The sequence below is a fragment of the Stenotrophomonas sp. YJH_SMC_127 genome (assembly GCF_059372445.1).
Genome location: NZ_JCAFVO010000001.1, coordinates 431,441 through 452,536, shown reverse-complemented (window position 1 = coordinate 452,536; position 21,096 = coordinate 431,441). Strand labels below are relative to the sequence as shown.

General features: G+C 68.3%; 18 protein-coding genes. 7 read left to right on the top strand and 11 right to left on the bottom strand.

The annotated features are described in order from the left end of the window. Positions 1-18: 18 nt before the first annotated feature. The 3 genes from AC5QAB_RS02090 to AC5QAB_RS02080 all read left to right on the top strand — a co-directional run bounded on the left by AC5QAB_RS02090 (position 19) and on the right by AC5QAB_RS02080 (position 2,069). Positions 19-225, top strand: a complete 207-nt coding sequence (locus tag AC5QAB_RS02090) for a cold-shock protein (protein ID WP_005410590.1) — start codon at positions 19-21, stop codon at positions 223-225. A 125-nt stretch (positions 226-350) separates the two neighbouring features. Then, positions 351-1,619 (top strand): FAD-dependent monooxygenase, encoded by a 1,269-nt coding sequence (locus AC5QAB_RS02085; protein ID WP_197561880.1) that lies wholly within the window; start codon positions 351-353, stop codon positions 1,617-1,619. A gap of 180 nt (positions 1,620-1,799) precedes the next feature. Beyond that, positions 1,800-2,069, top strand: a complete 270-nt coding sequence (locus AC5QAB_RS02080; RefSeq protein ID WP_014647988.1) for a hypothetical protein — start codon at positions 1,800-1,802, stop codon at positions 2,067-2,069. A gap of 1 nt (position 2,070) precedes the next feature. Here the strand turns inward: AC5QAB_RS02080 and pdeM are convergent, their stop codons facing one another. The 4 genes from pdeM to AC5QAB_RS02060 are packed head-to-tail and all read right to left on the bottom strand — an operon-like array spanning position 2,071 to position 7,760. Further along, positions 2,071-2,712: a ligase-associated DNA damage response endonuclease PdeM gene (pdeM, locus tag AC5QAB_RS02075; RefSeq protein ID WP_032959004.1), complete on the bottom strand. Its 642-nt coding sequence runs from the start codon at positions 2,710-2,712 to the stop codon at positions 2,071-2,073. Continuing rightward, positions 2,702-5,161, bottom strand: a complete 2,460-nt coding sequence (locus AC5QAB_RS02070) for a ligase-associated DNA damage response DEXH box helicase (RefSeq protein WP_053495780.1) — start codon at positions 5,159-5,161, stop codon at positions 2,702-2,704. Before AC5QAB_RS02070 ends, pdeM begins: the two co-directional genes overlap by 11 nt. Beyond that, positions 5,158-6,765 carry an ATP-dependent DNA ligase gene (locus tag AC5QAB_RS02065; RefSeq protein ID WP_046431931.1) on the bottom strand — a complete coding sequence of 536 codons (1,608 nt, stop codon included), beginning with the start codon at positions 6,763-6,765 and terminating at the stop codon, positions 5,158-5,160. The genes AC5QAB_RS02070 and AC5QAB_RS02065 overlap by 4 nt, the downstream gene beginning before the upstream one ends. Next, positions 6,762-7,760, bottom strand: a complete 999-nt coding sequence (locus AC5QAB_RS02060; RefSeq protein ID WP_134967322.1) for a ligase-associated DNA damage response exonuclease — start codon at positions 7,758-7,760, stop codon at positions 6,762-6,764. The genes AC5QAB_RS02065 and AC5QAB_RS02060 overlap by 4 nt, the downstream gene beginning before the upstream one ends. Positions 7,761-7,873: 113 nt before the next feature. Between AC5QAB_RS02060 and AC5QAB_RS02055 the strand changes: the two genes are divergently transcribed. Next, complete coding sequence (locus AC5QAB_RS02055) at positions 7,874-9,511, top strand: acyl-CoA dehydrogenase family protein (RefSeq protein WP_046431928.1); 1,638 nt, start codon at positions 7,874-7,876, stop codon at positions 9,509-9,511. A gap of 112 nt (positions 9,512-9,623) precedes the next feature. Here AC5QAB_RS02055 and AC5QAB_RS02050 read toward each other — a convergent pair whose 3' ends face one another. The 3 genes from AC5QAB_RS02050 to AC5QAB_RS02040 form a co-directional block, all read right to left on the bottom strand. Continuing rightward, positions 9,624-10,034: a hypothetical protein gene (locus AC5QAB_RS02050; protein WP_014647982.1), complete on the bottom strand. Its 411-nt coding sequence runs from the start codon at positions 10,032-10,034 to the stop codon at positions 9,624-9,626. Positions 10,035-10,190: 156 nt separating this feature from the next. Then, on the bottom strand, positions 10,191-10,532 hold the full coding sequence (locus AC5QAB_RS02045; protein WP_005418203.1) for a hypothetical protein: 342 nt from the start codon (positions 10,530-10,532) through the stop codon (positions 10,191-10,193). A gap of 124 nt (positions 10,533-10,656) precedes the next feature. After that, on the bottom strand, positions 10,657-11,832 hold the full coding sequence (locus AC5QAB_RS02040; protein ID WP_014647981.1) for a thiolase family protein: 1,176 nt from the start codon (positions 11,830-11,832) through the stop codon (positions 10,657-10,659). Positions 11,833-12,014: 182 nt separating this feature from the next. On the opposite strand from AC5QAB_RS02040, the gene AC5QAB_RS02035 reads away from it, so the two are divergent. Beyond that, positions 12,015-14,858 (top strand): S8 family serine peptidase, encoded by a 2,844-nt coding sequence (locus AC5QAB_RS02035; RefSeq protein ID WP_495233125.1) that lies wholly within the window; start codon positions 12,015-12,017, stop codon positions 14,856-14,858. 47 nt (positions 14,859-14,905) lie between these two features. On the opposite strand, the gene AC5QAB_RS02030 is transcribed toward AC5QAB_RS02035, so the two are convergent. After that, positions 14,906-16,003, bottom strand: a complete 1,098-nt coding sequence (locus AC5QAB_RS02030; RefSeq protein ID WP_008264553.1) for a Glu/Leu/Phe/Val dehydrogenase dimerization domain-containing protein — start codon at positions 16,001-16,003, stop codon at positions 14,906-14,908. Positions 16,004-16,281: 278 nt separating this feature from the next. Between AC5QAB_RS02030 and AC5QAB_RS02025 the strand changes: the two genes are divergently transcribed. Beyond that, a complete protein-coding gene (locus AC5QAB_RS02025) occupies positions 16,282-17,358 on the top strand; it encodes an HDOD domain-containing protein (RefSeq protein WP_262088033.1) in 1,077 nt (358 codons plus the stop codon). Between the two features lie 3 nt (positions 17,359-17,361). Here AC5QAB_RS02025 and AC5QAB_RS02020 read toward each other — a convergent pair whose 3' ends face one another. The 3 genes from AC5QAB_RS02020 to AC5QAB_RS02010 form a co-directional block, all read right to left on the bottom strand. After that, on the bottom strand, positions 17,362-18,954 hold the full coding sequence (locus AC5QAB_RS02020) for a phospholipase D-like domain-containing protein (protein WP_197562067.1): 1,593 nt from the start codon (positions 18,952-18,954) through the stop codon (positions 17,362-17,364). Positions 18,955-19,062: 108 nt separating this feature from the next. Next, positions 19,063-19,761 carry an RNA pseudouridine synthase gene (locus AC5QAB_RS02015; RefSeq protein WP_032958643.1) on the bottom strand — a complete coding sequence of 233 codons (699 nt, stop codon included), beginning with the start codon at positions 19,759-19,761 and terminating at the stop codon, positions 19,063-19,065. A gap of 47 nt (positions 19,762-19,808) precedes the next feature. Beyond that, complete coding sequence (locus AC5QAB_RS02010) at positions 19,809-20,309, bottom strand: M48 metallopeptidase family protein (RefSeq protein ID WP_014647976.1); 501 nt, start codon at positions 20,307-20,309, stop codon at positions 19,809-19,811. Between the two features lie 62 nt (positions 20,310-20,371). On the opposite strand from AC5QAB_RS02010, the gene AC5QAB_RS02005 reads away from it, so the two are divergent. Next, positions 20,372-20,929, top strand: coding sequence for a DUF2058 domain-containing protein (locus AC5QAB_RS02005; RefSeq protein ID WP_014647975.1), 558 nt, complete (start codon positions 20,372-20,374; stop codon positions 20,927-20,929). The last annotated feature ends 167 nt before the right edge of the window (positions 20,930-21,096 follow it).

Sequence of the window (21,096 nt, the reverse complement as noted above, 5' to 3'; positions counted from 1 at the left end):
ATAAGGTCTCGCATCACCATGCCGAACGGTACCGTCAAGTGGTTCAACGACGCCAAGGGATTTGGCTTCATCTCGCCGGAGGATGGCAGCGCCGACGTGTTCGCGCACTTCTCCGCCATCAACTCCAAGGGCTTCCGCAGCCTGCAGGAAGGCCAGCGTGTCACCTATGACGTGACCCAGGGCCCGAAGGGTGCCCAGGCTTCGAACATCACGCCGGCCGAGTGATCCACTCGACAGTGCGTTGAAAACCCCGCTTCGGCGGGGTTTTTTTTGCGTCGCGACGGGCATTGCGGCGCTGTGGACAGGGTTCCAGGTGGCCATCCGGATTTGCGCTCGGGCACAATGCGCCGATGAAGGAACGACTGCGCATCGCCGTGATCGGCTACGGCACCGCTGGACAGGCATTGTCCATCCTGTTCTCTCGTGATGGCCACGAGGTGGAGATCTTCGAACGCGTGCCCTCGCCGGGACCGGTTGGCGCCGGCTTCCTGCTGCAGCCCAGCGGCCTGCAGGTGCTGTGGCAGATGGGCCTGCTTGATGCCGTGCGCGCGCATGCGGCGCCGGTGCACCGTCTGTATGGCGATACGCCGTGCGAGCGCACGGTGATGGACATGCGCTATGACGGCCTGGATGCGCGCCTGCACGGCCTCGGCATGCAGCGTGGGGCGCTGTTCTCGCTGCTGGACGGGGCGCGTGCGGGTGCGGGCCAGCTGCATGCCGGTGTCACCATTGCCGCAGTGGATGCCGCACAGGGCCGCCTGCATGACAGTGAGGGCCGCATGCATGGGCCGTTCGACCTGGTGGTGGCCGCCGATGGTGCGGCTTCGACGCTGCGCGGCACGATCGAAGGCGGCACCGGGCTGGACCGCGTGTATCCCTGGGGCGCACTGTGGTGCCTGCTGCCGGCCGAGGACTGGCCGCACCTGCAGGAGCTGCGGCAGCGCTACGTGGCCGCGCGCAAGATGATCGGGCTGCTGCCGGTCGGTACGCGGCCCGGTGATGACACGCCGCGCCTGAGCTTCTTCTGGAGCCTGCCACGCGCCGACTTCGAACGTTGGCAGGCCGATGGCATGACGCCCTGGCTGGACGAGCTGCACGCGCTGTGGCCGCAGGCCAGCGCGCGCTTTGCGCATCTGCATGATGCCGGCCAGCTGGCGCGCGCGGTCTACCGTGACGCCGTGATGACGCGCTGGCATTGCGGCCGCATGGTGCTGGCCGGCGATGCCGCACATGCGATGAGCCCGCAGCTGGGGCAGGGCGTGAACATGGCGCTGCTCGATGCGCTGGCATTGCGCGATGCCGTGCGCGCACATGGCGGGGGAGGCGCTGCATTGCAGGCCTACCAGGCGCAGCGCAGGGCGCACGTTGCGGTCTACCAGCGCTGGAGCCGTTGGCTGACGCCGCTGTTCCAGTCTGATCGCGATGCCTGGGCAAAGGCGCGCGACGTGCTGCTCGGGCCGATGGGGCGCCTGCCGGGTGGGCGTGGCCACATGCTGCGCGTGCTCAGCGGTACGCAGCATGGCTGGTTCGGTTCGCTTGCGCTGGATCCTGCATTTGTCGACGCGTTGGCTGCAGGGGCGCAGATGCCTGGCATCAGCGCGATCACTGCGAATGCGTGAAGCGCGCTGTCACGCGAATTAACGGTTGCCTCACCGTGTATATGCGAGAAGTAGGTTGCACGCGATTGCGCGTCGCCCGTTTTCCTTTCCGTGATTGACATCGCGCGTGGCCCGGGCGGCGCTGCCGTTGCGGCCTGTCGCGGCCCGGACGTGCCGCCTGTTGTTGAAGAGGAGGACGCCATGTGGTTCGCGGTCGAGGAGCTGGAATCGGAAATCTGCAAGCTGCGCGGACTGTTGCAGATGCTGCACGAGGACCAGCCCGACGTACTGGAGGACGTGTTCGAATTCCATGTGGGCAGCTTGATCAGTCATGCATCGCCGGAGCACCACGGACGCATCCGCGCCTGCGCACAGGAGATGCTGGCGGCAATCCAGGCCTTGCCGCGGCGACGTGAAGTTGACACGCCTGAGTTCCAGTTGATGCCGCAGCTGGACATTCGTCCGGCCTGATTCAAGCCACTGGCAGTTCCACCAGGCCGTTTTCCACGCAGGCGATCATCTGTTCGCCGCTGGCGGGAGCAGGCACGATTCCGGCGGTGAACGCGGAAAAGGCCGGCAGGACCGTCATCCGCTCGCGCAGCCAGAAGGCCGGGAAGCGCCGGCGCAATGCGGGCAGTGCGACCTGCGGATGCAGGTGGCCTGCGACCACGTGCCACGCCGGGTCTGCGCACGGTTCATGGCGCAGCAGGAACGGCGCCAGCCGCACCTCCTCGTGGATCTGCACCTGCAGCTGGGCATGCGGTAGCTGCCGGTCATGATTTCCGCGCAGGACATGCACGTCCAGTGCGGTGTTGCGTTCGCGCCAGCCGAGCCATTGCTGGTACCAGGCGGCGCGATGCGCCGGCCCATGCAGGATGTCGCCCAGGATCCACAGCTCGCGGCAGGCATGCCTGTCCAGCAGACCCTGCAGGCGTTGCAGGTCTTCGCCGGTTCCGCCGCTGGGCAGCGCGATGCCGGCGCGGCGGAACACATCGGCCTTGCCCAGGTGCAGGTCCGCGATCAGCAGCGCCTGCCGCGCCGGCCAGTAGAGTGCGCGTGCGCCCGCCAGGGTCACCGGTTCGCCGGCAAGCAGCAGCGGTATCTCATCGGCCATGGCGACGTTCCAGCTGCTGGGCCGCGCGTTGCACGCGGGTACGCCAGTCCTCGTTGCTGAACTGTCCGCGCAGGCGTTCGGCCCACAGTGGAAAGCCCAGGGGCGTCAGCGATGCAGGGCGCTGCATCGACATGCGTCGCGCGCCGATCCGGACCAGCACCTGGCGTAGCCCCGGCAGGTCAAGGCTGTCATGCAGCACTTCGCGTTCGGCCAGCGCCAGCAGCAGGTGCTCGGGGTCATGCTCGCGCAATACGTCATACAGCAGGCCCGCCGAGGCCTGCAGCTGGCGCAGCGATCGCGGCATGCCCCCCGGCAGGCTGGGTACCAGCAGGCCTGCGACGCGCGCAATGCCACGGAACTGGCGCCGCGCAAGCTCGCCCAGGTTCACCGCCGCACGCAGATCGTCCAGCAGCTGATCGGTGGTGAACAACGCATGCCATTGCGCCGCGTCCAGGTCGATCGCCTGCGCCGGTGCCAGCACCAGGCCGTGATCATTCACGGCATAGCCGATGCTGTTGCGTTGCTGGCGGGTGCAGCGCAGTGCCAACAGGGCGGCCAGCGCCTCGTGCACGTGGCGTCCGGCGAAGGGATAGACGAAGAGGAACTGGCCTTCGCGGCGGCGTACGTCCTCCAGCAGCACGTGGTCCGGGCCGGGAAGCGCCGACACCTGCTGCTGAAGTGCCAGCAGCGGTGCCAGCCAGCGCGCTTCCGCACTGTCGTCGGCGCCTGACAGCACCGACTCCAGTTCGCCGCCGAGTGCCATCGACAGCGGCAGCTGGCCTCCCTGCCAGCGGGGCACGACACCTTCACCGCGCCCTCGTGCCAGCCGCACGAAGGCGGTCATGTCGCGCAGCTGCACCAGCTCCAGCAGGCGCCCGGCGAACTGGAAGCGGTCTCCGCGGCGCAGGCGGCTGGCGAACTGTTCCTCCACGGCGCCGAGGCCGGCCCCGCGCAGGAACTGCACGCGCACGCTGCCATCGCTGCTGATGGTGCCGATCGACAGCCGGTGGCGTAGTGCCTGGCGCCGGTCGTGCATCCGGTAGCGGCCATCGGCGTCCTGCACGACCTTGTGGAAGTCAGGGTACTGGGCCAGGGCCTGGCCCCCCTGCACGATGAAAGTCAGCACGGCCTGCCACTGGTCCTCGGCCAGGGATGCGAACGCATGGGTGCGCCGAACCTGCGCCAGCAGCGCATCACCGTGGAAGCCACCGGCCAGGGCACGGCTGACCGCATGCTGGGCCAGAACGTCCAGCGACAGCATCGGTGGCCTGCGTGCTTCGACCACGCCTTCGGCCAGTGCGCGACGCACGGCTGCGTACTCGGCCAGTTCCAGCGCATGGCTCGGCACGCAGAGGATCGCGCCACTGGCACCGGGACGATGGCGCGCACGTCCGGCGCGCTGGCGCAGGCGGGCGACGCCCTTCGGGCTGCCCAGCTGCAGTACCTGTTCGACCTCGGGAAAGTCCACGCCGAGGTCGAGGCTGGAGGTGGCGACCACGCAGCGCAGCGTTCCTGCACGCAGCCCGTCCTCCACCTGCTGGCGCAGCGCCGGATCCAGCGAACCGTGGTGCAGCGCAAGCGTGTCGTGTTCCTCGGGCCAAACCGACGCCAGCGCCTGATGCCACAGTTCTGCCTGTGCACGGGTGTTGGTGAAGAGCAGGCTGCTGCGTGCCTGCATCAATGCGTCCAGCACCCGCGGCAGTTGGGCCAGGCCCAGGTGCCCGGCCCAGGGAAAGCGTTCACCGGGTTCGGGCAGCAGGCTGCGCACCGTGGTCGCACGCGGGCGCACGCCCTGCACGATCGGCGCGTCGGGCTGTCCGGGCAGCAGCACGTCGCGCGCCTCATCCAGATTGCCCAGCGTGGCCGACAGCCCCCACAGCTGCAATGCAGGCGCGGCATCGCGCAGCACGGCCAGATTCAACTGCAGCAGGACGCCGCGCTTGTTGCCCAGCAGTTCGTGCCATTCGTCCACCACCACGCAGCGCAGCTGGCGCATGCGCAGCAGCGTATCCGGATAGCTCAACAGCAGCGCCAGCGATTCCGGCGTCGTGACCAGTACGTCGATGCGGCCCTCGCGTGCCTGTCGTCGCTCGCGGTTGCTGGCGTCACCGCTGCGCAGGCCGACACGCCATCCAAGCTGCAACCCATCGACCACGGCCTGCAGCGCACGCGCGGTGTCGCTGGCCAACGCGCGCAAGGGCGTCACCCACAGCACCTGCAGCGGGCGTACCGCACCGGCGCGGCGGGGCGAAGGCGGTGGGTCGATCATGGCCTGCAGCAGCGGTCCCCCGAACATCGCCAGTGTCTTGCCGCTGCCTGTGGGCGTGTGCAGCAACCCGGATCCGCCGGCGAGATAGTGCCGCCACATCGCGCGCTGGAACGGCAACGAGCGCCAGCCTTTCGACGCGAACCAGTCTTCCAGCCGGCGTAGTGCCTGGCTGCGGTTCATCGCGCCAGCGCCTGCAGGGTAGCCAGCTGATCGGCCTCGCTGGCTGGCTTGTCGTGGCGCCAGCGCAGGATGCGTGGAAAGCGTACGGCGATACCGGACTTGTGCCGGCTGCTGCGGTTGACCGCCTCGAAGCCCAGTTCGAAGACGTGTTCGGGGCGTACGCTGCGCACCGGGCCAAAGCGCTCGCGGGTATTGGCGCGGATCCAGCGATCAAGCGCGAGGATCTCCTTGTCATCCAGGCCCGAATAGGCCTTGGCCACCGGTACCAGCGTGTCGCCGTCCCAGACGCCGAAGGTGTAGTCGGTGTACAACGTGCTGCGCCGCCCATGGCCGGCCTGCGCGTACAGGAGCACTGCATCGATGGTGAGCGGATCGACCTTCCATTTCCACCAGTCACCGCGGCGTCGCCCGGCCTGGTAGGGCGAGGCACGACGTTTCAGCATCAGCCCTTCCACGCCACGTTCGCGTGCCACATCGCGCATCGCCGCCGCCTGCGGCCAGTCTTCGGCGGCAACGTCGGGTGAGAGCTGGATCCGTGCATCACCCAGGGCACCGACGACGTCGGCAAGCCGTGCACGCCGTTCCCGCAACGGCAACTCACGCAGGTCCGCGCCATCGTGTTCCAGCAGGTCATAGGCGAGCACGCGCACCGGCGTGTTGCGCAGGGTAGCCGCACCGGGCTTGCGGCGCTGGATGCGGGTCTGCAGCGCGGTGAATGCACGCGGCAGGTCGGTGGCTTCGTCCCACGCCAGCAGCTCTCCGTCCAGCACGCAGCCATCGGGAAGCGCCATCGCCGCCTGTTCGATTTCGGGGAAGCGACCATCCAGCCGCTCTTCGCCGCGTGACCACAATGCGACCTCGCCGCGCCGGCGCAGCAGCTGCAGGCGGATGCCATCCCACTTCCATTCCAGCAGCCAATCTTCGATGGGGCCGAGGCGTTCGGCAGGATCGCCTTCCAGTGGCGAGGCGAGGAAGAACGGGTAGGGTTGCTGCCGGTCCAGTGGCAGCTCATCCGGCGACAGCAGCTGGCCCAGCAGTGCGGGCGAGGGCACCCACTCGCCAAGCATGCGCTGGGCGATGCGCGCGATGTCCAGCCCGGACCACTCCGCCAGTGCCTGCTGCACCAGCCGCTGCGAGACGCCAACGCGCAGGGCGCCGGTCAGCAGCTTGTTGAACACCAGGCGTTCGCTGCTGCACAGCTGCTGCCAGCCCGCGACGACCGCCGCACGGCGTACCGCTTCGGGCTGGTTGGCCACCGCCAGCAGATGCTGTTCGATCCAATCCGCCAACGCACGGTCGGCGGCCGGCTGGGATGGATCATCCAGCAGCAGGGTCAACGTTTCGGCCAGGTCACCGACCTGCGCATAGCTGTCTTCCACCAGCCATGGCGGCAAGCCGGATTCTTCGGCAATCCAGGCGCGCAGTTCGCCACTGGCGGCGATCTTGCGGCGTGCGCCGCCCACCTTGCCACCGCTGAGCAGGTACAGCGCCCACGCCGCATCGTGCGCGCCTGCCTGGCGGAAGTAATCGATCAATGCCGCACGCTTGTCCAGCGTGGCGGTGCTGCGGTCCAGGCGCTGGTAGAGCGCCGCGAAGGCCTTCATTCCTCGCTCCCGAAATCGGTACGGAAGGCTTCAGCCGCTACGCCGCGCTCGCGCAGGAAGGGAATCAACGCATCGGTATTGCCATGGGTGGCGATCACCCGCTGCGCGCCGGTCTGTTCGATGGTCTGCAGCAGTGCGGGCCAATCGGCGTGATCGGAAATGACGAAGCCACGATCGACGTTGCGGCGACGCCGGTTGCCGCGCAGCTGCATCCAGCCCGAGGCGAAGCCCAGCTGGTAGCGGCCGAAGCGGCGCATCCACGGTGTGCCGGCGGCCGAGGGCGGGGCGAGGATCAACTGGCCGGCGGCATCCGGCTGGCGACCCTGCTCGGCCACCGCCAGCGTCTCCAGCATTGGCACGTTGGCCTGCCGATACACCTCCACACCATTGGCGATGGCACCGTGCAGCCACGCCGGGCGATCGTCCAGCGGCAGCAGTTCGGCCAGTACCCGTTGCGCCTTGCCCAGTGCATAGCACAGCAGGATGGCAGCTTCGCCGCGCTGTTCGCATTCGCGGCGCCACGCCACGATCTCCGCAGCGACGGTGGGCGTGTCCGGCCAACGATAGATCGGCAGGGCAAAGGTGGCCTCGGTGATGAAGGTATCGCAGGGCACCACTTCGAACGGCGCACAGGTTGGATCAGGCTGGCGCTTGTAGTCGCCGGACGCCACCCAGACCTGCTGCCCGTCGTCGATGCGCACCTGCGAAGATCCCAGTACATGGCCGGCGGGATGCAGCGATACCTGCACCCGGCCCAGGCGGAACGGCACGCCCTCGGCATGCGCCTGCACCGGCACATCGCCCAGGCGCCAGCGCAGGATCGGCAGGCTGCCGTCGCTGCAGTGGTATTCGCCCATGCCCGGGCGTGCGTGATCGCCGTGGCCATGGGTGATGACCGCGCGCGGGACCGGTCGCCAGGGATCGATGTGGAAATCACCGGCGGCGCAGTACAGCCCTTCGGGGCGCAGGACCACCAGATCGTTATTGACTGCCATGCGGTCACTGTGGCCGGCCGCTCGTGCACAGGGTGAGAATCGGCCTGAACACGGGCTTGGCAGGCGATGCGGCACAATCGAACCGCAGATCTCTTGCCGCCAGGACGGACCGGATGAGTGGACCCAGCTTCAGCAGCAATGCGCCCTACGAAACCCATGTGGTGCTGAACCAGCCGCCGTCGTTCGCGGGGCGCCAGTTGTGGACCGATGACGTGGCGCTGATGGAGGCGGTGCAGCGCGAAGGCGCTGGCGGCTTTGCGCCGCGGCTGGCGGTCTATGGCGCGCTGGCGGGTGACGAACTGTACCGGCTCGGCTTCGATGCCAACCGCGATCGGCCGCGCCTGCGCACGCATGATGCGCAGGGCCATCGCATCGATACGGTGGAGTTCCATCCGGCCTATCACCAGTTGATGGGCACAGCGAAATCGCACGGGGTCGCCGGGTTGTCCTGGCACGAGCCGCAACCGGGCGGGCATGTCGCGCGCGCGGTGTTGAGCTACCTGCACCACCAGGCCGAGGCTGGCACCAGTTGCCCGTTGACGATGACCCATGCGGCAGTTGCAGTGCTGCACACGCAGCCGCACCTGGCCGAGTGGGCGCGCAAGGCCGCAGCGCCGGTCTATGACCCGCGCGATGTACCGGTGGCGGACAAGGCCGGCATCACGCTGGGCATGGGCATGACCGAGAAGCAGGGAGGCTCGGATGTGCGTGCCAACAGCACGCGCGCTGAACCGATCGATGGCGAGCGCTATCGCCTGGTCGGTCACAAGTGGTTCTTTTCCGCACCGATGTGCGATGGCTTCCTGGTGCTGGCGCAGGCGCCGGGAGGACTGACCTGCCTGCTGATGCCACGCCGGCTGGCCGACGGCGACCGCAACGCATTCCGGTTGATGCGCTTGAAGGACAAGCTTGGCGATTGGGCCAATGCCTCCAGCGAAGTCGAGTTCTGCGGGGCACAGGCGTGGCGCGTGGGCGAGGAGGGGCGGGGCGTGGCCACCATCATCGGCATGGTGATGATGACCCGCCTGGACTGCATGCTGGGCGCGGCGGCGGAAATGCGCATGGCGCTGGCGCAGGCGCTGCATCACGCACGTCATCGCCGCACGTTCGGCAAGCTGCTGGTCGAGCACCCGTTGATGACCAATGTGCTGGCCGACCTGGCACTGGAGTCGGAAGCGGCCACAGTGCTGTCGATGCGCATCGCGCGTGCGGTGGACCGGGCCGGCGTGGATGCCAACGAAGCCGCGTTGGCGCGTGTGGGGACGGCGCTGGGCAAGTACTGGTTGTGCAAGCGCGCGCCGGCCTTCGTCAATGAAGCACAGGAATGCCTGGGCGGCGCGGGCTATGTGGAGGAATCGATGCTGCCGCGGCTGTACCGGCAGGCACCGTTGAATTCGATCTGGGAAGGAAGCGGCAACATCCAGTGTCTGGACGTGCTGCGCGCGCTGGCGCGCGAACCGGAGGCGCTGGCGGCGCTGCGCGCTGAACTGGCGGCGGTGGCCGATCGTGATGCGCGCTACGCAGCGGCTTTGCAGCGGTGGGCAGCAGCACCGCCACCGGATGAGTCGCAGGCGCGGCTGTTCTGCGAGCGCACAGTGCTGTTGTTGCAGGCCGCGCTGCTGTTGCGTGCGCAAAGTCCGATGGCAGAGGCGTTCGTGCGCAGCCGGCTGCAAGCGGAGCATGGGCTGGTGTTCGGGACCCTGCCGACGGGCGTGGATCTGTCGGCGATGCTGGTGCGCGCGCTGCCGTAGGAGCGCCCACCACGGAATCAACGGAAAAAACGCGAAGCGAAAAGCAGAAAAGCCGCGGCAGTGCCGCGGCTTTTCCTATAGCGCCGGGCCCATGCCTGGCTGCCGGTACGCCTCAGTGCTTGGCTTCTTCCTTGGCGGCGTTCGCCTTCGCGTCATTGGCGACATCGCGGGCCTTGTCGGCCACCTTCTGTGCGGCGTTGGCGGTCGCGTCGCTGGCGTGTGCGGCGGCGTCGGTTGCGGCGTCCTTGGCCTTGTCGGCAGCGTTGGCGGTGGCGTCTGCAGCCTTGTCCAGCGCCTGCTGGGTATCGGCGGCGGCCTGCTCGGAGGCTGCAGCGGTCTTGTCGGCGGCGTCACGGGTAGCTTCTGCCGCCTTGTCGACGGCATCGCGGGCAGCCGCGCCGGCGCTGTCAGCGGCCTGCTGCGCGTCCTGCTTGGCCTGTTCGGCTTCCGGGCCCTTGCAGGCGGCCAGGGCCAGCAGCAGGGAGGCGGCCAGCAGGGTGGTGGTGATCGGGCGAATCTTCATGGCGGTCTCCGGTACTGCAATGGATGGGGACGCCAGCCTATTCATGCCGTTGTGAAGGCGGGGTCGCGATGCCCGCGCCGCGAGGTCGCAGTGGCGCAAAGAAAAAGCCGCTGGCGAACCAGCGGCTTTTCCGGAACAGCGTGAAGAAAGAAGTTATTACTTCTTGGCTTCTTCAGCAGCGTCCTTGGCCTGCTCAGCGGTAGCTTCGGCAGCCTTGGCAGCGTCCTTGGCTTCGCCAGCAGCAGCGTCGGTCGCGGCAGCAGCGGTGTTGGCAGCAGCGTCGGTCGCAGCGTCAGCAGCGGTGGCGGCGGTGTTGGCAGCCTGCTGGGCAGCGTCGGCGGTCTGGGCGCCGGCAGCGGCGGCCTGGTCGGCAGCAGCCTGGGCTTCGGTGGCGGCTTCGTTGGCCGAAGCAGCGGCGTCCTGGGCAGCTTCCTGCTTCGAGCAGGCGGCCAGGGCCAGAGCCAGGGACATCGCGACCAGCAGCTTGTTGATGCTCATTGTGTAAATCCTCGTCGTTAGAATTAGGCAACGCGCATGCTGCGCGCCGACAACATGATGACAAGCCAAGATTGGGTGTCAAGCGATCCCGCATTCATTTTTGCGAAATCATCGTTAAATCTTTTTAAATCAATTCGATGGCGATTGCCGTTGCTTCGCCGCCACCGATGCACAGGGTGGCAATGCCGCGCTTGCCACCGCGCGTGCGCAGGGCGTTGACCAGGGTCACCACCAGGCGTGCACCGGAGGCACCGATGGGATGACCCAGCGCGCAGGCACCGCCATTCACGTTCAGCTTGTCGTGCGGGATGCCCAGCTCACGCATCGGCGCCATTGCCACCACGGCAAAGGCCTCGTTGATCTCGAACAGGTCGATCTGGTCCAGCGACCAGCCGGTCTTGGCCAGCAGCGTGTGGATCGCGCCGATCGGGGCGGTGGTGAACCACTCCGGTTCCTGCGAATGGGTGGCGTGGCCGACGATGCGGGCCAGCGGAGTGATGCCACGGGCGGCCGCGTCTTCCTCGGTCAGCAGGACCACCGCGGCGGCGCCGTCGGAGATGCTGGAGGAACTGGCGGCGGTGACGCTGCCGTCCTTCTTGAAGGCCGGACGCAGGGTCGGGATCTTGGCGATATCCGAGCGCCCCGGCTGCTCGTCGGTGGCGACCTCGACGTCACCCTTGCGGGTGGCTACCTTCACCGCGACGATCTCGTCGGCGAACGCACCGTTGGCCTGTGCGGCCTGCGCGCGCTTGACCGATTCGATCGCGTAGGCGTCCTGCTCCTCGCGGCTGAACTGGTACTTGTCCACGGCGCATTCGGCGAATTCGCCCATGGCCTTGCCGTCATAGGCGTTGACCAGGCCGTCGTGGGCCATGTGGTCGACCGCCTGGAAGTTGCCGAAGCGGTTGCCGGTACGCGAGTTCGGCAGCAGGTGCGGGGCGTTGGACATCGATTCCATGCCACCGGCGACCACGATGCTGGCCGAACCGGCCTTGATCAGGTCATGGCCGAGCATGATGGTCTTCATGCCCGAGCCGCACACCTTGTTGAGGGTGGTGGCGCCGGTCGACAGCGGAATGCCGGCGGCGATCGCCGCCTGGCGGGCGGGCGCCTGGCCGAGGTTGGCCGGCAGCACGCAGCCCATGAGGACCTCGGAGACGTCGCTGGCCGGTACGCCCGACTGTTCCAGGGCGGCAGCGATGGCGGCCGCGCCGAGGGTGGGGGTCGGCACGCCGTTGAACTGGCCGAGGAAGGAGCCGATGGCGGTGCGCTTGGCGGCGGCGATGACGATGTTGGACATGGCAATCTCGTTGATGCGTAAGCAATGTTCGGAAAGGAGACCGCGGACGTTGGAAGCGCCCCGGTTTCCCGGCAGACTGCGTGGGGGTCGGCCCAAGTATAGAGGGTCGGGGAGGGCCGCCGCTGGGCGGCACCGCACGCCTGCCGGGATGTAGGCAGGTCAACGTTCATGGGAAGGAATCGATGGAACGCACGATGATGGTTAGGTCCGCGCTGGCAACGGCGCTGGCGATGGCAATGACGGCATGTGGCGGCGGCGGAGGCGGCGGCAATGTCCGCATCGATCCCCCTCCGACCACCCCCACACCCCCAACGACGCCCCCTCCGACGGCACCGCCTCCGGCCAAGCCGCAGGAACCGGCCTTCGACGCGCACCTGTCAGTGACCAATGCGCGTGCCGCACAGGCCGTCGGCCTGACCGGGCAGGGCGTGCGCATCGGCATCGTCGACTCGGGCGTGCAGCGCAACGCAGCGGCATTGAACGGGCGGGTGGTGGGCAACCTCAACTACATCGATCCGGCGCGCAACAACCTGCTGGTGGACGACGTGGTGGGCCACGGCACGGCGGTAGCCAGCCTGGCCGCCGGCGCGCCGGTGGGATCCTGGCCGGGCGGCATCGCCCCCGGTGCGCAGATCGTTTCGGCGCGGATCATCGCCGACAAGCCGCCGGTCGATGACGGCAGCGGCAAGGGCAATTCCTTCAGCGGTCCGCTGGGCGTGGCGCAGGTCCACCAGGACCTGATCAGCTACAACGTGAAGGTGATGAACAACTCGTGGGGCGGCCTGTACTGGACCGACCTGCCGACCACCGCGCAGGTGGCGGCCGAGTACCGTCCGTTCGTCATCAACCATGGCGGCCTGGTGGTGTTCGCGGCCGGCAACGATGCGCGCACCGAACCGAGCAGCCTGGCCGCCCTGCCCAGCCAGCTGGGCGTTGCCGGCTCGCTGCCGGCGGCCGACCTGGAGCGCGGTTGGCTGGTGGCGACCGCAGTGGATCCCTATGCACCGGGCACGCTGGCCAGCTACGCCAATGCCTGCGGGCAGGCGGCGCGCTATTGCCTGGCGGCGCCGGGCAGCGCGGTCTATCCCGATGCCAATGGCAGCACCTACTACTGGAACTACGGGACGTCCTTCGCCGCCCCGTTGATCTCCGGCGCCGCCGCGCTGGTCTGGCAGCGCTACCCGTACTTCGACAACAACCTGGTGCGGCAGACCCTGCTGGGCACGGCCAAGGACATCGGCGCGCCCGGCGTGGATGCGGTGTTCGGCTACGGCCTGCTCGACATCTCGCGGGCGATCAAGGGCCCGGGCCGCTTCGACTGGGGTGATGTAGTGGCCAATGTCGATGCGCCATCGAGCGGCTCGCTGTGGAGCAACGACATCGTCGGCAGCGGCGGCCTGGTCAAGCAGGGCGGGGGCACCCTGGTGCTCGCAGGCAACAACAGCTACAGCGGCGCCACCCGCATCGAACGCGGCATCCTGTCGCTGCAGAACGGCGGTGTCATCCGTTCCAACGTGACCATCCTCGGCCAGCCCGACCCGGATTCGACCGGCCTGCAGTTCAATGGCGGCACGCCGCGCGTGATCGGCAACGTGGTCAACGGCAGCAGCGTGTTCCTGACCACCGGCAGCACCACCGGCACCATCGAGGGCAACTACACGCAGCAGGCGGGTGGCCAGTTGATGATCGCGCTCGGTGCCAATGCGCTGCAGGTGACCGGCACGGCCTCGATCAATGGTGGCGTGCGCGTGCATGGCTTCGTCTCCGGCTACGTGCCGCAGAACGGCAGCCGCCAGGACCTGGTCCATGCGGCCGGTGGCCTGAGCGGCACCTTCAGCAGCCCGGCCTCCTCCAGCGGCCTGCAGGGCCTGTCGCTGCTGCAGAGCAGCTATGGCTATGACAGCAACACTGCCTGGTTGAACCTGACCCAGGTGAGCGTGACGGCGGCGGCGACCGGGCTCGCGGCCTCGGCGCAGTCCGCGGCGCAACGACTGGAAGGTGCGTTCAGCGCACTCGATGGCAGTCCTGCGCTGCAGGGCTCGGCCTTCGGCACGGCGGCCGGTGCGCTGCAGTGGACCGGCGGTGGCAGCGAGGGCCTGGCAGCCAGCCTGCAGAGCCTGTCCGGGCAGGCGCATGCGCGGGCCGAGTCGGCCACCTTCGACAGCATCGACATGTCGCGCCGTGCGATCGCCGAGCGCTTCGATCGCGTGCGGGCGGCGCCGCGCCTGCGCGGGGCCTGGCAGAGCGCGCTCGGTGAGGCCGGGCAGGGCAGTTTTGCCGGCAATGCCGCCGACAGCCGTGGCTGGATGGCCGGCCAGGACCTGCCGCTGGGCAGCAATGGGCTGATGGGCGTGGCCTTTGGCGAGACCCGCAGCAATGGTGGCAGCAGCTTCGGCGGCGATCGTAGGCGTGATCGCCAGGCGCAGGCACAGTTGTACGCCGGTTGGAACCTGGGCCGGGGCTATGCGCTGGCGCAGGTCGGCAGCGGCCAGTTCACCCGTGCGCTGGATCGCCAGTTGCTGCTGGGCGCCGGTGCCTATGGTGTTTCCGCACGTTACGGCGGACGCTTCAGCAGTGCCAGCGTCGAAGGCGGCTATCGTTTTGGCCGCGCGGGCGCGTCGTTGACACCGTATCTGGGTGCCAGCACCACGCGCGTGGATACCGATGCCTTCAATGAGCTGGGTGGTTTCGGCTTCGGCCTGCGTGGCGACGCCAACCGCGTGCAGCGCAGCCAGATGCTGGCCGGTATCCGCGGCGAGCGCGGCTGGGGGCGCTGGACGCTGCGCGGGCACGCCGAGTGGCAGCAACGGCTCGACGGTGCCGATGCGGACTGGCAGGCCAGCTTCGTTGGTGTCGATGCCTGGGCACCCCTGGCGGGATGGGACGCACCGCGTGGCAGTGCGCTGTTCGGCGTGGCGCTGGAGTCGTGGTGGGGCCGCAATGGCCGCCTGAGCCTGGGCTTCGACCAGCGCGTAGGTGGCGAGGGCGCGCGCCAGGCGGCGCTGCGCTACAGCACCGGGTTCTGAGCGGGAGGTCGCGCCGGGACGTCAGCTCCGGCGCGACATCGGCAGGCTCAGCCGCCGCGCAGGTTGCCCAGGCGCGGGGTGCTGCGGCCCAGCGGCATCTTCAGCTTGCCGATCGACAGGATGCGGCTTTCGGCGATGCGGTCGGCCGCACGCTGCGGCGCGATGTTCTCGCGCTGCGACAGTTCGAAGATGCGGGTGAGGTTGTGATAGATGCTGCGGATCAGGCGCATCGCGCGTTCGCGGTTGTAGCCATCGATCTCCAGCGACACGTTCATCACGCCGCCAGCGTTGACCGCATAGTCCGGCGCATACAGGATGCCGCGCGCGTGCAGTTCATCGCCGATTTCCAGGCTCGACAGCTGGTTGTTGGCGGTACCGCAGATGATCTTGGCCTTGATCCGCGGCAGGGTGTCGGCGTTGATGGCGCCTTCCAGCGCGCACGGTGCGAACACGTCGGCGTTCACTTCGTGGATCTCGTCGGGCTTGACCGCTTCGGCGCCGAAATCGCTGACCGCGCGATCAACCAGTGCGCTGTCCAGGTCGGTGACATACAGCTTGGCACCGCGGTCGCGCAGCAGTTTCACCAGCTCCATGCCGATGTGGCCCAGGCCCTGCACCGCGATGCTGGTCTTGCCCACTTCCTCGTGGCCGAACTTGAAGCGCATCGCCGCCATCAGCGCCTGCAGCGCACCGTAGGCGGTGAACGGGGCCGGATCGCCGGAGCCGCCATGGACCTGGTGCACGCCGGTCACGAACTGGCTCTCCAGGTAGATGTTCTCCATGTCGTTGACGTCGGTGCCGACGTCTTCGGCGGTGATGTAGCGGCCGCCCAGCGAGTCGACGTAACGGCCGAAGGCGCGGAACAGCACCTCGGTCTTGTCCACCTTCGGATCGCCGATGATCACCGCCTTGCCGCCACCGACGTTGAGGCCGGCCAGCGCATTCTTGTAGGTCATCGTCCGGCTCAGCCGCAGCACGTCGGCCAGTGCCTCGTCGGTGCTGGCGTAGGGGCGCATGCGCACGCCGCCCAGGGCCGGGCCCAGGGTGGTGTTGTGAATGGCGATGATCGCCTTCAGGCCGGCATCGTGGTTGTGGCAGAACACCACTTGTTCGTGGCCGGTGGTGGCGAGGGTTTCGAATAGCATGGCGTCTCCGATGGCGCGAACAGCGGCGAACTGCAGCGAACGGCCAGTGAACGGTAGGGTCCCAAAACAAAAAAAGCGACGTCGTCATGGCTGGGGGACGGGTCGCGCGGCGCCATTCTAGTCCATTCGCCCGGCCGTTGCCGTCGACGTCGGCGGCCGTCCGGTTAAAGAAGATGAAAGTGCGGCCGATGCTGCGACGACGGCGGGTGGCCGGATGGGCGTGAAGAGGCAGGGCGGTCAGTGACGGCAAGGGCATCACAACGACAGGACGGGCGGCGATGACAGCGGCATGGTGGCGATCGCTGCGCGGCTGGCTGACACGTTCGACCGGGGCGGCACCGGCGCGGCTGGTTGCCGCATCCCGCCAGGCGGTGGCCGCCGCAGCCGCAAGCCTGCAGGGCGAGGCGCTGCCGTCGCCGGAGATCGCCGCTCACCTGCAACGCGGGCTGCATGCGCTTGCGTTGTACCCACGGCTGGCCGGCGAGCCAACGCCGGTGCAGGACCCAGGCTTGGGCGAGGCGGTGGCGCGCGCGCTGCAGGACCGCGACTGGGCGGCCAGGCAGTTGCCCCGCCGGCCGCAGCTGCTGCCGCAGCTGATCCAGACCGTCAACGACGATGCCGCCTCGGCCCGGGTGATGGCCGCGATCATCGGCCAAGACCCGGTGCTGACCGGCAACCTGCTGCGCATCGCCAACAGCCCGGCCTACAAGGTCCACGAGCGCCCGGTAGAGAGCCTGCAGCGGGCGGTGACCCTGGTCGGCACCGAGGGCGTGCGCCAGATCATCAGTGCGGTACTGGTGCAGCCGGTGATGCAGGTGCAATGCGAGGTGTTCCCGCAGTTCAGCGCGATCATCTGGGAGCACGCACTGCTGGCATCGCGTGCAGCGGCCGACCACGCACGCACGGTCACCTTCGGCGATGCCTTCGCCGCGCAGTGGCTGGGCCTGGTGCAGGGGCTGGGTGCGGCGCTGGTGATGCGCCAGCTGCTGCAGGAGGCACAGGCCCGTGGCGAGCCCGTGGAGCCGGCGTTGGCCCTGCAGCTGTTGCAGCAGTGGTCGTTGCCGCTGGCGCAGCGGGTCGCTGCCGCATGGGAGTTGCCTGAGCCGGTTCACCAGGCCTTGGCGGTGGATGCGGAAGGACCGTTGGCCGACAGCCTGCGCCTGGCCAGCGCGGCCGCAGCGGCCAGCCTGTTGTGCCGCCATGGGCATGCCAGCCAGAGCCGCATGCTGGCCCTGCTGGAGCAGCTGCCTTCGGCACCGCCGCATGCATTGCGCTGGATCTGGCGGCGCCTGCATGGGCGCAACGTGGAAACGCTGGATGAGGCCGGACAGGATGAGGCCACTCCGGCGTCCTGAGCGCTACAGCTGCGATTCCACCGGCAGCCAGCTGATCACCCGCGACAACCAGCGCTTGCGCGCCGTTGCCCCTGGCTCGGCCTCCACCCAGTGCGGTGGCGGTTCGCGCTCCAGCCAGCGCAACCGGCGGCGGTCGTCCAGTGCCAGCCACCAGCTGTGCCTGGGGTCAGCCAGGCGCAGGTATTCGTCCCGCAGCTGTGTACCCAGCACCGGATCGTCGAACAGCACACCCATTTCAGTGTTCAGGTAGGCCGAGCGCGGGTCCAGGTTGAAGGAGCCGACGAAACCGCGGCGGTCATCGATCAGGAATGCCTTGGTGTGCAGGCTCGCGCCGCTGCTGCCGAACACGCCGGCATCGCCCGACTGACCCTGTGCCTTCAGCTCGTACAGGTGGACGCCCGCTTCCAGCAGTGGCCCGCGGTAGCCCATGTAGCCCCCGTGCACGGCGGCGACGTCGTTGGCGGCCAGCGAGTTGGTGACCACGCCCACCTGCACGCCCCGCCCGGCCATTGCCGAAAAGCCATCGAGGCCCTCGTTGCCGGGCACGAAGTAGGGCGAGATCAACAGGGCCTTGTGCCGGGCGGCCTGCAGCTCGCTGATCAGGGTCGACACCAGCCAGGTGGCGCGATCATCCCTGCGGTGCTTCATCGGCGGGTCCGACACGATGCGCACGGCACCGCTCCAGTGCAACGGCTCGGGGCTCGGGCGCTGCCGTTGGCGTGATTCGGCCACGCGCGCAAGGTAGGGGCGGGCCACGTCCCGCTGCGCCTCGTGGTCCGATTCGCGCACCAGCAGGCGCAGTTGTGCGTCGGTATGGAAGGCGAGCGCGGATACCGGGATGGCGGTTTCGCTGTTCCAGTAGTCGTCGAAGATCCGGTTGGCCTGCTCCACGGCGGGGCCGGCGACCAGCAGGTCCAGATCCTGGAAGTTCACGTCGGTGCGCGCGCTGAAGTACTCCTCGCCGATGTTGCGGCCACCGACGATCGCGACGCGGCCATCGGCGATCCAGCTCTTGTTGTGCATGCGGTGGTTCACGCTGAAGAAGCGCTGCACCATCTCCACCATGCGCAGGATGCCGGTCCGGTTGCGGAACGGGTTGTACAGGCGGATCTCGATGTTCGGATGGGCATCGAGCGCCATCATCAGCGCGTCCTTGTCCTTGGCATTCATGTCATCGAGCAGGATGCGCACGCGCACGCCGCGCTCGGCGGCGTCATACAGCGCCTTGGCCATCAGGTGGCCGATCAGGTCGTCGTGCCAGATGTAGTACTGCAGGTCCAGGCTGCGGCCGGCCTGGGTGGTGATCATCGCGCGGGCGGCGAAGGCATCCATGCCATCGCTGAGGAAGGCCACGCCCGACTGGCCGGGATGGGCCGCCTGCAGCGGCACGATCTGCTGGTCGATGCGGGTCTGTGCCGGCTGCAGCGGCAGCACGTGCGAAGGCGCGCCATGCGCCTGCGGCGTGAGATGGTCGGCCAGCAGCAGCCCGGACAGGACCAGCAGCACCAGCACGGCGAGGATGATCGCAGCAACACGCAGCAGGCGTCGCCACAGCGGCTTGGGCAGGCTCATGCCCCGATGGTAGAGCCACGCCATGCGTGAAGGAATGCCTGCAGGATCGACCGGGGGTCAGAGCCCCTGCCTTCGGCACGGGATCCGACCCCCGGATCCCTCTCCACGGGAAAGGGCCCTGACCCGCACACCTCAGAACCGCTCGTCGCTGCCCAGGTAGCGCCACTGCCCCGGCGGCAGCGGCCCCAGCGCCACGCGTCCGATACGCAGGCGGCGCACGGCCGTGACCTGCAGGCCGGCGGCGCTGACCGCCACACGCAGCCCCTTGGCCGTCAGACCCTTGCCGGCGAAGCGCAGGCGCTGCTCGCTCTGCCAGCTGACCTTGGCGCCGCCCGATTCCTGCTGCAGCCGCGCCATCAGCCACGGCCCGCGCTCGGGACCGCCTTCGGCCACTTCGATCAGGTATTCCTGCTCGGTACGGCCCAGGTTGCGCTGCAGGTGGGCCAGCGTGGCCGGATCCTGGCTGACCACCACCAGCCCGCTGTCGCTGGCCGGCAGCGAGGCGGCCAGCTGCAGGCCGTGGAAGTGACGCTGCAACGGACGGATGTCGCTGGCATCAAGTTCGCTGCGGCTGTCACTGCTGACCAGGGCACACAGGGTTTCGGCGGCGACACCGGCCGGCTTGTGCAGCAGCATGCTGACCCGCTCGGCCTTTTCATCGCTGGCCTGTTCGGCCACCACGATCACCGCGCTGTCATCGACCGGGCGCTGCGGCTGTTCCACCACGTCGCCGTTGACCGTGACCCAGCCGCCTTCGATGTAGCGCCGCGCTTCGCCGCGCGGGATGCCGAGCAGGGCGGACAGGCGTTTGTCGAGACGGATCGGTTCCATGGCAGGCAGGTCGGGCAGGGGGCGCGCAGTGTAGCTGCTGCGGCCGGTCAGCGCTGGCCGCGGTTGGCCAGCTCGGTCAGGTACAGGCGGGTATCGAACTCCAGCTGCAGGTAGTCCGGCTCCATGTGCTGGCACAGCTGGTAGAAGGCCTTGTTGTGGTCGGCTTCCTTCAGGTGGGCCAGCTCATGCACCACGATCATGCGCAGGAACGCCGCGGGTGCCTGGCGGAACACGGTCGCGATGCGGATCTCGCGGCTGGCCTTGAGGCGGCCGCCGTGCACGCGGGAGATGGCGGTGTGGGTGCCCAGCGCGTGCTTGATCACTTCCAGCGTATTGTCGTAGCAGACCTTGTTGAGCGGCACCGACTTGCGCAGGTAACGGTCCTTCAGCTCCTGGGTGTAGTCGTACAGCTGGCGGTCGCTGCGCACCTCGTGCGGGTCGGGGTAGCGCTGCTGCAGCCAGGGGCCGAGCCTGCCCTGCGCCAGCAGCTCGCTGACCTGGGCAACCAGGGGTTCGGGATAACCGGTGAGGTACTTCAGGACTGCCATGCAGGGGCGGCGGGGCGTCGGTAGAATGGGGCATCCAAGATTACACGCGGTACGCACCGACCATGGCAAAGCCCAACGCGCTGCAGGAACAATTGCTCAAGGCCGGCCTGGCCAAGAAGTCGCAGGCCAGCGCCGCCGCACGCGAGCAGGCCAAGGCCCGCCAGGGCAAGGCCGAATCGACCTCGGCCGAGGTCCAGCGCGAGGCTGAACGTGCCCGCGCCGAGAAGGTCGAGCGCGACCGCGCACTGGCCGCCGAACGCAATGCCCAGGCCAGGCAGGCTGAACAGAAGGCCCAGGCCAGGCAGATCATCACGGCCCATGCCGTACCCCACAAGGGCGACGACGAGTACCGCTTCAGCGATGGCGCGGCGATCCGTACCCTGCTGATCGACCCCAAGCTGCGCAAGGCGCTGTCGGTGGGCGTGCTGGTCATCGTCGCCCACGGCGAGGGCTATGCGTTGCTGCCCCGCGCCGCCGCCGAAAAGGTGCGTGAACGCGCACCCGAAGCAATCATCGTCGACCACGGCCAGCCGGGCTCGACCGCCGAGATCTCCACCGGCAACGCAGAAGACGACGCCTATTACGCGCAGTTCCAGGTGCCCGACGACCTGGTCTGGTAAGCAAAAAGGGGACGGAGGGGATTAAGTCGCAATCGGCCTGATCGGATCCGTCGGCGTTCTGTTTGGCATCCTGAAGAGCAGCCGAGCATGGCTCGGCTCTACATGAAGGCCTTCCTTTTTGCCGGGGTGTATCGTCCCCATATCGGGCGACACACCTGCGGAGGATA

Bases quoted from the DNA above. Each gene is read 5' to 3' on its own strand.
- AC5QAB_RS02065 (WP_046431931.1), bottom strand. From the start codon at position 6,765: ATGAAGGCCTTCGCGGCGCTCTACCAGCGCCTGGACCGCAGCACCGCC.
- AC5QAB_RS02030 (WP_008264553.1), bottom strand. From the start codon at position 16,003: ATGCTATTCGAAACCCTCGCCACCACCGGCCACGAACAAGTGGTGTTC.
- AC5QAB_RS02010 (WP_014647976.1), bottom strand. From the start codon at position 20,309: ATGGCAGTCCTGAAGTACCTCACCGGTTATCCCGAACCCCTGGTTGCC.
- AC5QAB_RS02055 (WP_046431928.1), top strand. From the start codon at position 7,874: ATGAGTGGACCCAGCTTCAGCAGCAATGCGCCCTACGAAACCCATGTG.
- AC5QAB_RS02085 (WP_197561880.1), top strand. From the start codon at position 351: ATGAAGGAACGACTGCGCATCGCCGTGATCGGCTACGGCACCGCTGGA.
- AC5QAB_RS02090 (WP_005410590.1), top strand. From the start codon at position 19: ATGCCGAACGGTACCGTCAAGTGGTTCAACGACGCCAAGGGATTTGGC.
- AC5QAB_RS02005 (WP_014647975.1), top strand. From the start codon at position 20,372: ATGGCAAAGCCCAACGCGCTGCAGGAACAATTGCTCAAGGCCGGCCTG.
- AC5QAB_RS02020 (WP_197562067.1), bottom strand. From the start codon at position 18,954: ATGGCGTGGCTCTACCATCGGGGCATGAGCCTGCCCAAGCCGCTGTGG.
- AC5QAB_RS02015 (WP_032958643.1), bottom strand. From the start codon at position 19,761: ATGGAACCGATCCGTCTCGACAAACGCCTGTCCGCCCTGCTCGGCATC.
- AC5QAB_RS02040 (WP_014647981.1), bottom strand. From the start codon at position 11,832: ATGTCCAACATCGTCATCGCCGCCGCCAAGCGCACCGCCATCGGCTCC.
- AC5QAB_RS02025 (WP_262088033.1), top strand. From the start codon at position 16,282: ATGACAGCGGCATGGTGGCGATCGCTGCGCGGCTGGCTGACACGTTCG.
- AC5QAB_RS02080 (WP_014647988.1), top strand. From the start codon at position 1,800: ATGTGGTTCGCGGTCGAGGAGCTGGAATCGGAAATCTGCAAGCTGCGC.
- AC5QAB_RS02045 (WP_005418203.1), bottom strand. From the start codon at position 10,532: ATGAGCATCAACAAGCTGCTGGTCGCGATGTCCCTGGCTCTGGCCCTG.
- AC5QAB_RS02070 (WP_053495780.1), bottom strand. From the start codon at position 5,161: ATGAACCGCAGCCAGGCACTACGCCGGCTGGAAGACTGGTTCGCGTCG.
- pdeM (WP_032959004.1), bottom strand. From the start codon at position 2,712: ATGGCCGATGAGATACCGCTGCTGCTTGCCGGCGAACCGGTGACCCTG.
- AC5QAB_RS02060 (WP_134967322.1), bottom strand. From the start codon at position 7,760: ATGGCAGTCAATAACGATCTGGTGGTCCTGCGCCCCGAAGGGCTGTAC.
- AC5QAB_RS02035 (WP_495233125.1), top strand. From the start codon at position 12,015: ATGGAACGCACGATGATGGTTAGGTCCGCGCTGGCAACGGCGCTGGCG.
- AC5QAB_RS02050 (WP_014647982.1), bottom strand. From the start codon at position 10,034: ATGAAGATTCGCCCGATCACCACCACCCTGCTGGCCGCCTCCCTGCTG.